General features: G+C 61.8%; 10 protein-coding genes. 5 read left to right on the top strand and 5 right to left on the bottom strand.

Annotation, left to right across the window (positions count from 1 at the left end):
• The first annotated feature begins 120 nt into the window (after positions 1 to 120).
• A complete protein-coding gene (locus tag ACP7B7_RS16395) occupies positions 121 to 2,169 on the top strand; it encodes a M13 family metallopeptidase (protein WP_308924359.1) in 2,049 nt (682 codons plus the stop codon).
• A 132-nt stretch (positions 2,170 to 2,301) separates the two neighbouring features.
• On the opposite strand, the gene ACP7B7_RS16390 is transcribed toward ACP7B7_RS16395, so the two are convergent.
• The 4 genes from ACP7B7_RS16390 to ACP7B7_RS16375 form a co-directional block, all read right to left on the bottom strand.
• Entirely contained in the window at positions 2,302 to 2,688 is a 387-nt protein-coding gene (locus ACP7B7_RS16390) for a hypothetical protein (protein ID WP_308924360.1), read from the bottom strand.
• A 186-nt stretch (positions 2,689 to 2,874) separates the two neighbouring features.
• Positions 2,875 to 3,609: a hypothetical protein gene (locus tag ACP7B7_RS16385; protein ID WP_426077340.1), complete on the bottom strand. Its 735-nt coding sequence runs from the start codon at positions 3,607 to 3,609 to the stop codon at positions 2,875 to 2,877.
• A 109-nt stretch (positions 3,610 to 3,718) separates the two neighbouring features.
• On the bottom strand, positions 3,719 to 5,110 hold the full coding sequence (locus tag ACP7B7_RS16380; protein ID WP_308924362.1) for a YfcC family protein: 1,392 nt from the start codon (positions 5,108 to 5,110) through the stop codon (positions 3,719 to 3,721).
• Between the two features lie 13 nt (positions 5,111 to 5,123).
• On the bottom strand, positions 5,124 to 6,260 hold the full coding sequence (locus ACP7B7_RS16375; protein WP_426077339.1) for a succinylglutamate desuccinylase/aspartoacylase family protein: 1,137 nt from the start codon (positions 6,258 to 6,260) through the stop codon (positions 5,124 to 5,126).
• A gap of 200 nt (positions 6,261 to 6,460) precedes the next feature.
• On the opposite strand from ACP7B7_RS16375, the gene ACP7B7_RS16370 reads away from it, so the two are divergent.
• The 3 genes from ACP7B7_RS16370 to ACP7B7_RS16360 all read left to right on the top strand — a co-directional run bounded on the left by ACP7B7_RS16370 (position 6,461) and on the right by ACP7B7_RS16360 (position 11,597).
• Positions 6,461 to 7,498: a MurR/RpiR family transcriptional regulator gene (locus ACP7B7_RS16370; protein ID WP_426077338.1), complete on the top strand. Its 1,038-nt coding sequence runs from the start codon at positions 6,461 to 6,463 to the stop codon at positions 7,496 to 7,498.
• Complete coding sequence (locus ACP7B7_RS16365; protein WP_426077337.1) at positions 7,489 to 10,269, top strand: TonB-dependent receptor; 2,781 nt, start codon at positions 7,489 to 7,491, stop codon at positions 10,267 to 10,269. Before ACP7B7_RS16370 ends, ACP7B7_RS16365 begins: the two co-directional genes overlap by 10 nt.
• 62 nt (positions 10,270 to 10,331) lie before the next feature.
• Complete coding sequence (locus ACP7B7_RS16360) at positions 10,332 to 11,597, top strand: cyanophycinase (RefSeq protein WP_308924366.1); 1,266 nt, start codon at positions 10,332 to 10,334, stop codon at positions 11,595 to 11,597.
• A gap of 3 nt (positions 11,598 to 11,600) precedes the next feature.
• Here ACP7B7_RS16360 and ACP7B7_RS16355 read toward each other — a convergent pair whose 3' ends face one another.
• Positions 11,601 to 13,607, bottom strand: a complete 2,007-nt coding sequence (locus ACP7B7_RS16355) for an ATP-binding protein (protein ID WP_426077336.1) — start codon at positions 13,605 to 13,607, stop codon at positions 11,601 to 11,603.
• Between the two features lie 154 nt (positions 13,608 to 13,761).
• Here ACP7B7_RS16355 and ACP7B7_RS16350 point away from each other — a divergent pair, with 154 nt between their 5' ends.
• Complete coding sequence (locus ACP7B7_RS16350) at positions 13,762 to 15,183, top strand: M64 family metallopeptidase (protein ID WP_426077335.1); 1,422 nt, start codon at positions 13,762 to 13,764, stop codon at positions 15,181 to 15,183.
• The last annotated feature ends 6 nt before the right edge of the window (positions 15,184 to 15,189 follow it).

Here is a 15,189-nt window from a genome sequence, read left to right as displayed (position 1 = left end):
AATCCAGCCTTTGATCTTGCTGCATTGCAGCACCCGTCTGTGAGTATAATCCTGCGCTTGCATGTCTGTACCCAGCATGTTCTTCAACAGGAAGTCTCACTCACAACCAAAGGAATCTTCGTGCATCGTTCGCTTATCAGCGCCGCCTGCTGCGCCCTGTTCGCTCTCGCCACACCCTCGCTGCATGCCCAGCAAGCCCCCAATGCCCTGGCGCCCGTCTCGGGCATCGACATGAAAACGCTCGATACGGCAGTGCGTCCGCAAGACGATTTCTATGCCTACGTCAACGGCATCTGGACCCGCAACACCGAGATCCCGGCCGACAAATCGGTCTGGGGCACGTATATCGAATTGCGTGAAATCGCCCAGGGCCAGCTGCGCGCCCTGATCGACGCCACCGTCAAGAATCCCGGCAAGGCCGGCAGCGAGACGCACAAGATCGCCGACCTGTACACCAGCTTCATGAACGACAAGGCGCGCGACGCCGCCGGCTTCAAGCCCCTGCGCGTCGAACTGGCGCGCGTGGCGGCCGTCAAGGACAAGAAGGACCTGCCGGCGCTGTTCGCTTTCCTGCAACGCAGCGGCATCCAGACGCCGTTTTCGGCCGGTGTCGCGCCCGATGCGCAAGACCCGGAAAACTACACCGTCAACATCAGCCAGTCCGGCCTGGGCCTGCCCGACCGCGACTACTACCTGAAGGACGACGACGCCAAGCTGGCGGCCGTGCGCGCCAAATACCAGAAGCATGTCGAGACCATGCTGGCCATGAGCGGCGACAAGGCCGCCGCCGCGCATGCCGCCCAGGTACTCGAGATCGAAACGCGCCTGGCCGCAGCGCAATGGACCCGCGTGCAGATGCGCGATCCGGTCAAGTCGTACAACCGCGTCGCCTTCGACCAGTTCGGCGAACTGGCGCCGGCGTTTGACTGGAAGGCCTACTTTGCCGCCGCCGGCCTGGCGCCGAAAGCGTCCATGGCCGTGGTGCGCCAGCCCAGCTTTTTCACCGGCTTCTCGGCAGCCGTGGCCGAGATGCCGCTGGAATCCTGGAAGAGCTACCTGAACTGGCGCATCGTCGAAAGCTATGCGTCCTACCTGGACAGCGCCACCGTCAAGGAGCGCTTCGCCTTCGAAGGCACGGTGCTGCGCGGCGTGCCGCAAAGCGAACCGCAGTGGCAGCTGGCGCTGCGCTTCACCGACAACGCCATCAGCGACGCCGTTGGCAAGCGCTATGTGGAAATGTATTTGCCGCCTGAAACCAAGCCGCGCGTGATGGCCATGTTCGACAATTTCGTGGCCTCGTTCAAGGAAGGCATCGACAATCTGGACTGGATGAGCCCCGAGACCAAGAAGGAAGCCCAGCTCAAGCTGGCGGGCCTGAAGCCGAAGATCGCCTATCCTGAAAAATGGCGCGACTACAGCAGCATGAAAACCCAGCCGAACGACCTGATCGCCAACGTGCGCGCCGCACGCGCCTGGGGCCGCCAGAACAACCTGGACAAACTGGGCAAACCGGTCGACCGCGACGAATGGTCGATGACGCCGCAAACCGTCAACGCCAGCTACAGCCCGGCCCTCAATTCGATCACGATCCCGGCCGCCATCCTGCAGCCGCCGTTCTTCAACGTGAAGGCCGAAGACGCGGTCAACTACGGCCTGCTCGGCATCACCTTCGGCCATGAGATCAGCCATGCTTTCGACGATTCCGGCAGCCAGTACGACGCCCACGGTCGCCTGCGCAACTGGTGGACGGCCGAGGACCGCACCGCCTTCAAGGCGCGCGCCGCAGGCCTGGTCAAGCAGTACGGCGCCTACAGCCCGGTGCCCGGCTATCACATCAACGGCGAGCTGACCCTCGGTGAAAACATCGGCGACAACTCCGGCCTGTCGCTGACCTATAACGCCTATCGCCGCTCGCTCGGCGGCAAGCCGTCGCCGGTGATCGACGGCCTGACCGGCGAACAGCGTTTGTATATCGGCTTTGCGCAAAAATGGCGCGCCAAGCTGCGCCCTGAAGCGGCCATCGCGCAGATCAAGAGCGATCCGCATTCGCCCGGCGAATTCCGCGCCAAGGGCACCGTCATGAACCAGCCAGGTTTCTATGAAGCCTTCGGCATCAAGCCGGGTGACGCGATGTATCTGCCGCCGGAACAGCGCGTGATCATGTGGTAAGGCTGTAATGATGGCTGCAATGCCGTCAACTTAAGCTGGCTCAACTCGAACGGCGAAAGTGCCTGGGTCGGACGGGGACGCCGAGTCCCTGAGGGTCCGACCCCAGTATCTGCGTTAGGGGTGAAAAGGACACTAACTTGGCGGCGTCAAGACCACCCCACGCTGCTCCCGCAGATGGCGTACCAGGTGCCGGCCATGGCCGGCAGCGATCACCTGCGCGGCGGTCGGCAGGTACTTGTCCACCACCCCTTCCATCAGATAACAGAAGTCCTCGAACGGCACGCCGCAGCTCGAACACGCCAGCCGCTCATCACCACCAGACAAAAAGCTGCTCTCCATTCGGCTGGTGTCCGCCAGATCGACATACCACGTCTCGCACTCGTAGCACTGCACCGAAATATGGCCGCAGGCGGGGCAGCGCAGGAAAACCAGGTCTTCATCGCCGCAGCAGCTGAAGTTGGCGTATTCCACGTCGCTGTCGCTCAGCAGGGCGGGATTGCGAGGTTTTATATGGGTCATTGGCTAGTTAAACATCTGAAAGCTGACACAATTACAATCGTCTTAGCGTACATATTTGTGTAGGTAAAATAAAGTTCTGACCTTCTCGATTGGTATTGAAATATTTTTATTGTTTTTGTGAGTGTATTCCTACTGATTCTTTATTTCAATAAATTTAAATAATTTATCTTCGGTAAATTACTATTTTTATTTAATGGCGTCATAAAGAAATGATGCCGTAACTGATCCAGTAACTCCAAGTGTAATTGCGAATAAGCTTGAGAGTGCGAGCGACCATAGAGGATGCTTTTTTATAAAGTCAAAAGCTCGATAATATAAATCTTTGCGTATTTTTTTGATCTCGCTCTTCACGGCGTCAATCAAATGATTTGATACCCTATCTCGTCGTAGTTGTTCTTGGCATTGACCGCAAATCTTAGCGTTGCTGCATGAAGCCGCAAGGTCTGTCTTAATCCCGTTCATGTCAAACAAACATGCCCTTGTTTCATCGTGTGTAAGTCCTTGCATCTCATCGATTCCAGGAATGCGATTTCCTGCTCGTTTATATATCAGGGTATATGCATAAAGCATTCTATAGACGATATTTTCAATTGGAATATTGTAATGTTCAAGAATGTCTTTCGTCTCATAAAACGTAAAAACAATTTGATTATTTCCTAGTCTACGTGAGTAATAGTTGTCTTCAATCGGGGCGTTTACAATCGCCACAATGAAATCCGCATCGAAATCTCTTGGGATTTGCTTCCTCACAAGTTCATCTGAAAAGGCCCAGTCCGGTCCGTCGGAATCGCATGTAAGTGAAAAATTTTCTATTTCTTTTGATACTTCAAATGCAGATGATTTCCATTTGAGGATATTTTTTTCTTGAAAATCAATTGGTAGTTGACCAATTGAAACTAATTTAATTTTTATTTTTTTCATCTATTCTTATATTTTTTTAAGTAATTAAAATTATTTTTTATTTGTCTAATTTTATCTTTGTGGCGGTGAAGTTTTTGATGGAAATAAAATAATCTCAGAACGATGATTTTCACTGCCAATGCATCAAACAAGGCGGTATCAGCAGCAGCAGCGCCAGCACCAGGTAAATCAGCTGCAGCGGAATCATCCACTTGGCCCAGGTAATCCATGGCACGCGCGCCAGCGCCAGGACGCCGACGGTAATGCCGGAGGTGGGGATCATCGGCGTGGTGAATTCGCCGAACTGGAATGCCAGGATGGCGGTCTGGCGCGTCACGCCGACCAGATCCGCCAGCGGCGCCATGATGGGCATGGTCAGCGCCGCCTGGCCGCTGCCGGAGTGGATAAAGAAGTTGATCACGGTCTGCATGAAGAACATTTTCTGCGCGGCGAACACGGGGCTCGATGACGCCACCAGCGGTGTCAGCGCATGCAGCATGGTGTCGATGATCTGCGCGTCGCGCGCCAGGATCATGGTGGCGCGGGCCAGCGCGATCACCAGCGCCACGCCGACCATGTCGCGCGCGCCTTGCACGAACGAGGCGACCAGGCTGTCGGCGTCCAGGCGCCCGACCAGGCCCACCACGATGGCCATGACCAGAAACAGGGCGGCGATTTCGTCGATGAACCAGTCGTACTTGACCACGCCAACCACCATGGTCAAAAGGGTGCCGAGGAAGATCCACAGCACGGCGCGGTGGGTGCGCGTCATGCCGGCGAAGCTGTCCAGGTCCATCGTGTGCTCGCTGCGTTTTTCGATGTCGAGCAAATAGGTGGGGCTTTTCTCGGGGTGGCGCTTGATGCGCGCCGCGTACCACATCAGGAACAGGATGCTGACGGCGGTGGCGATGCTCCACACGATCAGGCGGTAGCCGATGCCGGAAAAGATCGGCACGCCGGCGATGCCCTGCGCGATGCCGACATTGAAGGGGTTCAGGAAGGCGGCGGAAAAGCCCACCTGCGAACCGAGAAACGGGATCGAGACGCCGGTGATGGTGTCATAGCCCAGCGCGAGCGCCAGCGGCACGAAGATCAAGATGAAGGGGATCGCCTCCTCGTTCATGCCGAAGGTGGCGCCGCCGAGGGAAAACATGGTGAAGAAGACGGGAATGATGGCGGCGCGCACGAAGCGCGAGCTGGTGTGGGCCTTGGCGATGGCCTTGATCAGCGAGTCGAACGCTTCGGTTTTCTGCAGCACCGCAAAGGCGCCGCCGACGATCAGGACAAAACCGATGATCAGGCTGGCGTCGACAAAGCCCTTGATGGGCGACATCATCAAGGCGGCCAGTCCCTGCGGCTTGTTGTCCACGTAGTGAAAGGTGCCGGGAATGATCAGCTGCTTGCCGTTCACCAGCTGGGTGTCGAATTTGCCGCCGGGAACCAGCCAGGTGGCCAGCGCGATCATGGCCAGGATGCCGCACAGGAGGACGAAGGTATTGGGCAGCTTGAACGATTTTTTCATGGGTGTGGTCTTCTTATTGGCTCAGCAGGCTGCCGCCGCGGTAGGCGACGGCGCCGGCCACCTTGCCGACGTTCATGCCGCGTAAAACGTGGCGGTGCGCGCTGCGGGCAAAGAACACGCCGGCCACCGTGCAGCGCAGGGTGGTGGTGTCGCCGCTGACGGGGTCGATCACGTCGGCCACCGCGTCGCCGGCCGCCAGCACATCGCCCATTTCGCGCAAATACACCAGCACCCCCGCATGTGGCGCCAGGATCGGTTCCACGCCGGCCAGCGGCGTCGGCACGCATTGCGGCGCCGGCAGGTCGTCGGCCGCGCCTGGCATATCGAGCACGCCTTCGATGGCCAGGAAGCGCAGCAGGGCCCGGGCGTCATGCTCGGCCAGCGCGTAGTTCACCTCCACTTCGCCGCGCAGCTCCACCGTCACCGACAGGCAGGCGGCGGGGATCGGGTAGCGGCCCTGGAAGTGGCTGTCCAGGTCCCACCACAAGCGGCTGCACGCTTCGTCGAACGGTTCCTCGCCGGCCGCCAGTTCCAGCAGCACGGCGCGCGCGCCCAGCAGGGCGGTGAGGGGCGCCAGCTGCGCGGCCAGCGGCGTACCCGTGTACAGGTGCAGTGCCGCCTCATTGTCGCAGTGCAGGTCGAGCACGATGTCGGCGTCGATCGCCATGCCGAGCAGGGTTTTTTTCAGGGTTTCCGCATCGGTGCGCGGTTCCCAGCTGGCGACGGACGCGCGCGCCTGCTCGCGGATCAGCGCCACGTTGGCGCCCGTGTCCGGCCCCAGTTGCCCGTCGAGCGTGGTTTTCAGCTCGTCGGCCACATGGCGGTAGGCGCGGTTGAAGTTGATGCCGGTCGACAAGTCAAAACGGCCGAACGGCGCGCCGTGGATGGCTTGCGCCAGGCCGATCGGATTGGCCGCCGGTACCAGGATGACTTCGCCCAGCAGCTTGCCGGCCGCTTCCAGCGCCAGCAGTTCGCGGCGCAGGAATTGCGCGACCAGCATGCCCGGTACTTCATCCGCATGCAGGGCCGCCTGGATATAGACTTTCTTGCCGCTGCGGCTGTCGGCGGCAACGCTACCGAAATGGAAACTGCTTAATTGATAGGCAACGCTGGCATGCGGCGTGGAGATGGTGTGCTGGCGAACTTGCATGATGAGGCGCTCCAAAACGGGGCATGGTGGGCGGGTTTTGCGTCGATTATGTAGCATTATTTTCACTAAGTAAATAAATGAAAATCCTTTTACAGATATTGATTGAGTTTTGTTTTTGATATGAGTACAGTGGATTCCAGCAGCCGTTTTCTGAACGACGCTGCATGTCTTTCGCATGTCAAACACAGGCCGCCAGCACCATGAAGTCAACCGCCAGTCCTGCCTCCAGCGTCGCCGGCGTCCATGCGCCGGATGCCGCGTTTGCGCAGTCTGCGCTGGGCCAGACCCTGATGCGCGTGCTGGCCACGGGCTCCGCTTCGCACCGGCAGATCGCCGACTATTTATTACGCAACCAGATGCGCGTCACGGCGCTCGGCATCGAGGAACTGGCCGACAGTTGCCAGGTATCGACCGCCACCATCAGCCGCTTTGCGCGCGACATCGGCCAGAAGAATTATTCGGCCATGCGCGGCGCCATGGCCGAAACCTTGCAGTCGCTGTTGCAGCCGGTCGACAAGCTGCGCCACACCATCGAACATCGCGCGCGCGCCACCTCGCCCGTCACGCAAAGCCTGGAATACGCGGCCGCCAATATCGCCGCCACGGCCGATGGCCTGTCGCTGGCGCAGATGCAGGCCGTGGTGCGGCGCCTGACGCGCGCCAAAGTCGTCTACGTGATGGGCTTCGGGCTGTCGGCCAACCTGGCCGGCATGCTGGTGCAGCACTTGCAGCCGTTCTGCCCGCACGTGGTGGAAGTGGTGGGCATCGGCGGCTCGGAAGTGGCGGCCGGCCACCTGGTCAACCTGACGTCGCACGATGTGCTGGTGGTGATCTCGTTCCCGCGCTATACGCTCGATTGCATTGGACTGGCCAGCTTCGCGCGCGACCGGGGCGCCCATATCGTGGCGCTGACCGATTCGCCGGCTTCGCCGCTGGCCGAGCTGGCCGACCATGCGCTGTATGCGCAAAGCACCCATCCCGTATTGCCCAGCAGCGCCAGCACGGCGCTGGCCATGATCGAGGCGCTGGCCGTGGCGCTGATGGTATCGAACAAGGGCAATGTCGAAAAGGCCGCGCGCCTGAGCGATGTCATCGCGGCCTATCTGTATGGCGGCGAACATGGCGTGCAGGGCCCGAGAAAATCCGCAGTCAAGCAGCGCAAGGCAGTAGTAAAACAAAAAAGCAGTCCACATAAAAATTCAGGGTCAACACCATCAGGAGCATACAAATGCAAGTAGAAAATCGAAGCGGGCGCGGTGTGCCGCGTGAATCCGAGCTGGCGCGTTCGGTGCGCCTGGCGCTGGGGGCAATCGGCATGACGGCGGCGCTGGGCATGGGCCACGGCGCGCTGGCGCAAACGGCGGACGGCGAGATTGACCCGGCCTTGCGCCGCGTGGAAATCACCGGTTCGGCCATCAAGCGGCTCGAATCGGAAACGGCGCTGCCGGTGCAGGTCATCACGCGCGCCGACATCGAAAAGGCCGGCGTGACGACGGCGGCCGAACTGATGGCGCGCGTGTCGGCCAACGTCGGCGGCCTGACGGATGGCGCCAGCATCAACGTGGGCGGCGACCAGCGCGGCTTCAACAGCGCCAACCTGCGCGGCGTGGGCACCTCGTCGACCCTGGTGCTGCTCAATGGCCGGCGCATGGCCAACTTCGCTTCGCCTGGCGACGACACCGGCGTGGACCTGAACAATATCCCGGCCGCCGCGCTGCAGCGCGTGGAAGTGCTGCTCGACGGCGCCTCGGCCCTGTATGGCACCGACGCCATCGGCGGCGTGATCAACTTCATTACACGCAAGGATTACCAGGGCCTGGACCTGAACGTGTATGGCAGTCGTACCGATGAAGGCGGCGCCGGCAAGCGCACGGCCAGCATCACGGCCGGTTTCGGCGACCTGGCCACCGACCGCTACAACGTGTTTGCCGTGCTGGACGTGCAGAAGACCGACCGCCTCAGCACCTCGCAGCGCAAGTTCATTCCCAATCTGCAGATCCCGCAGCGCCTCGGGCATTTGCTGTCGAGCTTTACCAGCCCGGCGAATATCCGCCTGTCGGGCGAGCAGCGCGACCATTTACAGGCGAACGGCTTCCTGCTCAACGGCCAGCCGATCACGAATCGCCAGATCAATTTCGCGATCCCGAACTGCGCGCCGGCGGCCAATCTGTACCTGCCGAACGGTACCGGCGGCGTCGATGCCTGTACCTATGACTACATGGGCGACACCGAGCTGTATCCGAAGACGGACAAGCAGAACCTGCTCACGCGCGGCGTCTTCAAGATCAATAACGACCACCAGCTGTATGCGGAAGCGGCACTGAGCCGTTCGCGCAGCTATTACGTGGGCTCGTCGGCGCGCGTGATCGGCTATCTTGATTACAGCAAGGTACCGCAGCTGGCCAATACGGGCCTCGATAGCATCGTCGATGAAGAGGGTAATCAGACGGGGCGCGAACTGGAACTGCGCATGCGCCTCAATGAAGCGGGCATGCGCACCAGCCAGTTGACCAGCGAAAGCCAGCGCTACGTGGTGGGCGCCACCGGCACCTTGGCCGGCTGGGATTACGACGTGGGCCTCAATCACAGCGTCAACGTGGTCAAGGACCGCGACACGCATGGCTATGTGCTGTACGACCAGCTGCTCGAAGGCATCGCGGACGGCCGCATCAACCCCTTCGGTCCATCGAGTGCGGCTGGCCGTGCGCTGCTCGACAGCATCCAGGTCAACGACGAAGTGCGCCATGCGCGCGGCACCATGGACGCGCTGGACTTCAAGGTCTCGCGCGCATTGATGGCGATGGGCGGCGGCGACCTGGCGCTGGCGGTCGGTGGCGAAGTGCGGCGCGAGCGCACCGACTTCCGTCCCTCGGCCCTGCTGATGAGCGACAATATCAACAACGATGCGGCGCCCGAAGGCGGCGTGGCCACCAGCGACAGCCGCAACGTGCAAGCCATCTACGGCGAACTGCTGCTGCCGTTCACCAAGCAGTGGCAGGCGCAATTGTCGGGCCGCTACGACCATTACCAGCAGGTGGGCGGGGCGCTCAGTCCCAAGATCGGTCTCACCTTCATGCCGAACAAGCAGCTGCTGATGCGCGCTTCGGCCGGCAAGGGCTTCCGCGCGCCGTCGATGTCGGACCTGCACCGCCCGACCGTCTACAGCAGCACGGCGACCCTGCCCGATCCCGTCTACTGCGCCGGCGAAGGCAATGATTATTCCGTCTGCGCCGACAACTGGGATACGCGCCGTTACAGCAACGACAAACTGAAACCGGAACGCAGCCGCCAGTTCTCGGCCGGCCTGGTGCTGGAGCCAAGCAAGCACTGGACCTTCAGTGCGGACTACTGGAACATCAAGCGCACCAATCTGATCAGCGAGATCGGCGACGACATCATCCTGGGCAACCTGGCCAAGTACGGCGATCTGGTGCACCGCGACGAAGATGGCCTGATCGATTACATCGAACTGCGCAAGGAAAACCGCGGCGGGCAAAAAGCCTCGGGCATTGACCTGACGGCCGACCTGCACGGCGTGAAAACGGCATGGGGACGTTTCGGCGGCCACCTGAGCGGCACCTATGTGCTGGCGTCGAAAATCCAGACCAGTCCCGGCGACGCTTATATCAGCAACCTGAACGCCTTCGTCACCGACGGCGTGGTGCAGCGCTGGCGCCATACGATCACCCTGGACTGGGACCTGGGCCCGTACTCGGCCAGCCTGTCGAACACTTATTCGACCGGTTACAAGGACCAGAACTCGGCCATCAATATCGACGATGGCAGCGTGGTGGCGGCCAACCGGGTCAAGGCCTACACGATCTGGGACATGTCGGGCGCGTATGCCGTCAGCAAGCAGTTCAAGCTGCGCGCCGGCATCCAGAATCTGTTCAATACCAGCCCGCCGTATTCGAACCAGGCCTATTACTTCCTGTCCGGGTATGATCCAACCTATACGGACCCGCGCGGCCGGCGCTTTTATGCCAGCGCGAACTATAGTTTCAAATAAGGCAGTTGTCGTCTGCGGCGCGCGTGTTGCGCGCGCCGTTTTCATCGCATTTGAAAGGCATCATGAAATCAACCACCATCCGGCTTCAAAAATTGTGCACCGCCTTCGTGCTGACGGCGGCGCTGGCCATCATGGGCATGCAGGCCGTGTTTGCCGCCCCCGCCACGCCAGCCGTGCCGGCCAATGCGCCGCAAGGCACGCTGGTGATCATCGGCGGCGGCCTGCGGGCCGACAATGCGGAAGTGTGGCAGCGCATCGTCGACCTGGCCGGCGGCAAGGGCGCGCGCATCGCCGTGATGGCGTCCGCCTCCATCAACCCTGAAAAATCGGGCGCCAGCATCATGGCCAAGCTCAATCAATATGGCGCCGACGCCTTTTTTGTGCCGCTGGGCGTGAAACTGGCCAATAGCGACTATCGCAAGGCGGCCGAAGACCCGGCCATCGTGACCCAGATCAAGTCGGCCAGCGGCATCTATTTTGCCGGCGGCGACCAGGGCCGCATCACCCAGGCGCTGCTGCGCCCGGACGGCAGCCGCACGGCGGCGCTGGAGGCCATCTGGTCGGTTTATCGCAACGGCGGCGTGATCGCCGGTTCCAGCGCCGGCGCGGCCATCATGAGCACCACCATGTTCTACGATGCGCGCCCGGTGCTCGACATGCTGAAAATGGGCGTCACCGATGGCCGCGAAATCGCCCCTGGCCTGGGCTTTATCGGCAGCGATGTGTTTGTCGACCAGCACCTGCTGGTGCGCGGCCGCTTTGCGCGCATGATTCCCGTGATGCTGAAAAAGGGCTATCACATCGGCCTGGGCATCGATGAAAACAGCGCCATGATCGTCGACGCCAAGCGCGACGTGGAGGTGATCGGCTACAGTGGCGCGCTGCTGATCGACCTGTCGGGCGCCATCAGCGACCGGGGCGTGAAGAACTTCAATATCAGCAATGCCGCCATCAGCTACCTGGACCGGGGCGACAAGTTCAACCTGATCACCAAGGTGTTTACCCCATCGCCGGACAAGGCCGACAACAAGCTCGATCCGAACCAGCCCGACATGCGCGAACCGGTGTTTACCAACGATATCCTCGGCAACAACGCGGTGCTGGACCTGATGGGCAACCTGATCGACAACGCCCAGCAGGAAGCGATCGGCATCGCTTTCGGCAACCCGCGCGATCCGTACCCGGACCTCGGTTTCGAATTCAGGTTCAGCAAGACCGTCAACAGCGTCGGTTACAGCTCGACCGAGGCGGAAGCGTATTCGGTATTGAAACTGCGGCTCGATATCCGCCCGATCCAGCTGCGCCAGCCTTTGTACCGCTACAAATAAGACTCAAGAGATAGCGAGGGTGTCGAGCAGCTCCATCAGCCTGGCGGTCTCGATCGGCTTGACGAAATGGTGGTCGAAGCCGGCCGCGCTGGCTTCCTGCCTGGCCTGTTCGTCGCCGTAGCCGGTGACGGCCACCAGCACCGCGCCGGCCAGCTTTGGCACGGCGCGGATCTGGCGCGCCAGCGCATAGCCGTCCAGGTCGGGCAGGCCGATATCGAGCAGGAACACATCGGGTACCAGCGCTTGCGCGCGGTTGACCACCTGCAGCGCATGGTGTTCGATGGCCACCCGGTGGCCCGTGGTTTCCAAAAACATGGCCAGCATCTCGGCCGCATCGACGTTATCGTCGACTACCATCACCTGCAGCGCCGTCCAGCCGGCCGCGCGCCCCTGTCCGGCCGCCGCAGGCACGGGTGGGCGCTCTTCCTCTTCCTGCAGATGCGGCAGGCAAATCGTGAAACGGCTGCCCAGGCCCAGGCCGTCGCTGCCGGCGGCCACCTCGCCGCCATGCAGCTCGACCAGGCTTTTCACCAGCGCCAGGCCGATGCCCAGGCCGCCTTGCGCGCGGTCGGTTTCGCGTTCGGCCTGGACAAACAGTTCGAATGCATGTTCCAGCACCCTGGCCGTCATGCCGATGCCGTTGTCGATGATGGCGAGCGTCACCCGGCCATCCGCCACGTCGAGCTGCAGCGCGATATCGCCGCCATGCGGCGTGTACTTGGCCGCGTTGTTGAGCAGGTTGGCCACCACCTGTACCATCCGTTTCGGGTCACCGGCCACCTGCGCCGAGGCGGCCGGGGTCTGCACCGTCAGGCGGTGGCCGCGGCTTTCGATCAGCGGGCGCACCTGCTCGATCGCGTCGGCCACCACGCGCTTGACGTCGGTGCGCACCTTCACCAGCGGGATCATGCCGCGCGTGACGCGCGACACATCGAGCAAATCGTCGATCAGGCCGCTGATATGGCGCACCTGGCGGCCGATTACGGCGCTGGCCTGCCGCACGCGGGCCGGGTCGGTGCTGGCCAGCTGCAGCAAATTGGCCGCCGCCGAAATCGGCGCCAGCGGATTGCGCAGCTCATGCGCCAGCATGGCCAGGAATTCATCCTTGCGCCGGTCCGCCTCGCGCAAGGCCTGCTCGGTACGCGTGCGCTCGCTGACGTCGCGGAACATCAGCGCCACCTTTTTTTCCTCGGGCTGCCCGACCCGGATCGCATACACATCGAACCAGCGGTTCATCGGCTCCGAGCCTTCCATGAAGCGGATCGATTCGCCCGTCAGCCCCACCTTGCCGTAGATATCGAACCAGCGCTGTTCCAGGTCCGGCACCATCTGCCTGGCGGTCTTGCCGATGGCGTCGACCAGGCCGGTCTGCCGCTCGAACGCCGGATTGGCCTCCAGGAAGCGGTAGTCGACCGGCACGCCGGCGTCGTCGACGATGATCTGGATCACCGCCAGCCCTTCATCCATCGAGTCGATCACCGTCACGTACGATTGCTTGAGGCCTTCGCGGATGCGGATTTCCTCGGTGACGTCGGTGCAGACGACCAGCACGCCCTGCACCCGGTCTTCGTCCTGGATCGGGCTGTAGCCGTAGGTCCAGTACACGTCTTCGTGCTTGCCGTGGCGGATCACGGGCACCAGCGCATTTTCATGCCAGGTGGCGCCGCGGCCGGCCATGACATGGTCGATCTCGGGGCCAATGATATGCCAGGCTTCGGTCCAGCAGTCGCGCCCGCGCTGGCCCAGCGCTGCCTGCCGGCGCTCGGGTCCCAGCGTGCGCTGGTAGGCATCGTTGTAGAACTGGTACAGCTCGTCGCCCCACCAGATGAACATCGGGTGATTGCTGGTCAACAGCAGGCGCAGCGTGGATTTCAACAGGGCCGGCCAGTGCTGCGGCGCGCCCATCGGATGCGCGGCCCAGTCATGGCTGCGCATCAGGGCGCCCATCTCGCCGCCGCCGTCGAGAAAGCCGGGCAGGGGCGCCGCATTCAACAAGTCCGTTTGCTTCACTTGCGTACCTTTCAGTTTCAAACGGCCTGAAACCGGGCCATCGCGCTGCGATTGTAGCAAGCTCTTCAATCAAAGCCGCCGCCTTTGTCGCTACAATGTGTCGCAGCGAACCGTGCGATAGTCGCCGTTTGCCTTGTCCACTTCCAGGAATGCCATGCAGCCCATTTTTATCCGATCTTTTCTTTCCGCGCTGGCGCTGGCCGCCGCCGCGCCCGTCGTGCAGGCAGCGCAGCCGGCCACCATGCGCCTCGACTACCAGCACAGCGGCAACGCACTGGGCGAGCATTACGCGGTCGAACGCGTGCTGGTCGAGCCCTTGCCCTGGCCGGGCAGCATGGCGCGCACCCTCGACGACAGCAACCGTGGCGTCAATATGGTGGAAGTGGTCGACATCAAGACCGGCAAGGTGCTGTACTCGCGCGGCTTTTCCACCATCTTCGGCGAATGGAGCAGCACCGACGAAGCGAAAACCACCACGCGCGCCTTTCAGGAGTCGGTGCGTTTTCCCCAGCCCGAGCAGCCGGTGCGCGTGCGCATCCTGAAGCGCGACGAGCGCGGCCTGTTTTCCATCGTCTGGTCCACCGATGTCGACCCGAAGGCGCAGGACGTGATCCGCCAGCAGCCTGCATCGCCCGTCAAGCCGATTCCCATCCGCGTCAGCGGGGCTTCCGCCGACAAGGTCGACCTGCTGATTTTGGGCGACGGCTATACGGCGGCCGAGATGGGCAAGTTCGAGGCGACCGCGCGCAAGCTGGCCGAGCATCTGTTTACCGTCTCGCCGTTTCGCGAGCGCGCCAAGGACTTCAATGTCTGGGCCATGGCCGCGCCGACCCAGGAGTCGGGCGTGTCGCGTCCGTCGACCGGCGTGCACCATGCGTCGCCGCTGGGCACGCGCTACGATATTTTCGGCAGCGAACGCTATGTGCTGACCACCGACAACCGCGCCCTGCGCGACCTGGCCCAGTATGCGCCGTATGAATTCATCGAAATCCTCGTCAATAACGACACCTATGGCGGTGGCGGCATCTTCGGCCAGTTCAGCACGGCGGCGGCCAATAACGACTGGGCCAACTACCTGTTCGTGCATGAATTCGGCCACCATTTCGCCGGCCTGGCCGACGAGTACTACACCTCGCCCGTGGCCTACCAGTCGAATGGCGAACGCCAGGAACCGTGGGAGCCGAACGCCACGGCGCTGCGCGACCCGGCCAAGCTGAAATGGAAAAGCCATGTGAAGGCGGGCACGCCGCTGCCCACGCCCTGGCCCAAGGAAGTGTATGACGCCCATGCGCGCGAATACCAGAAAGAACGCGCGGCCCTGCGTGCCGCGAATCGTCCGGAGAGCGAGATGAGCGCCCTGTTCAAGGCCGACCTGGCGCATACCGAGCAGCTGTTTTCCAAAGCGCCGCAGCGCCACGCGGTGGGTGCGTTCGAGGGCGCCAATTACGAATCGACCGGGTTCTATCGCCCCGAGATGCAGTGCATCATGTTTGACCGCAGCGAGACCTTCTGTTCGGTCTGCCAGGATGGCATCAGCACCATTATCGACCTGTATGCCGGCACGCCGAAACGTTGACCCGCC

It is taken from the genome of Janthinobacterium sp. PSPC3-1, assembly GCF_049896105.1.
Classification (GTDB): domain Bacteria; phylum Pseudomonadota; class Gammaproteobacteria; order Burkholderiales; family Burkholderiaceae_D; genus Janthinobacterium.
Note: the sequence above shows the minus strand (reverse complement) of the source record. Positions and strands in the feature narration are given on the sequence as shown.

What these genes read in the sequence shown, in the direction of transcription:
- ACP7B7_RS16385 (WP_426077340.1), bottom strand. Translation starts at nt 3,609, where the DNA reads ATGAAAAAAATAAAAATTAAATTAGTTTCAATTGGTCAACTACCAATT.
- ACP7B7_RS16370 (WP_426077338.1), top strand. Translation starts at nt 6,461, where the DNA reads ATGAAGTCAACCGCCAGTCCTGCCTCCAGCGTCGCCGGCGTCCATGCG.
- ACP7B7_RS16380 (WP_308924362.1), bottom strand. Translation starts at nt 5,110, where the DNA reads ATGAAAAAATCGTTCAAGCTGCCCAATACCTTCGTCCTCCTGTGCGGC.
- ACP7B7_RS16375 (WP_426077339.1), bottom strand. Translation starts at nt 6,260, where the DNA reads ATGCAAGTTCGCCAGCACACCATCTCCACGCCGCATGCCAGCGTTGCC.
- ACP7B7_RS16390 (WP_308924360.1), bottom strand. Translation starts at nt 2,688, where the DNA reads ATGACCCATATAAAACCTCGCAATCCCGCCCTGCTGAGCGACAGCGAC.
- ACP7B7_RS16350 (WP_426077335.1), top strand. Translation starts at nt 13,762, where the DNA reads ATGCAGCCCATTTTTATCCGATCTTTTCTTTCCGCGCTGGCGCTGGCC.
- ACP7B7_RS16365 (WP_426077337.1), top strand. Translation starts at nt 7,489, where the DNA reads ATGCAAGTAGAAAATCGAAGCGGGCGCGGTGTGCCGCGTGAATCCGAG.
- ACP7B7_RS16360 (WP_308924366.1), top strand. Translation starts at nt 10,332, where the DNA reads ATGAAATCAACCACCATCCGGCTTCAAAAATTGTGCACCGCCTTCGTG.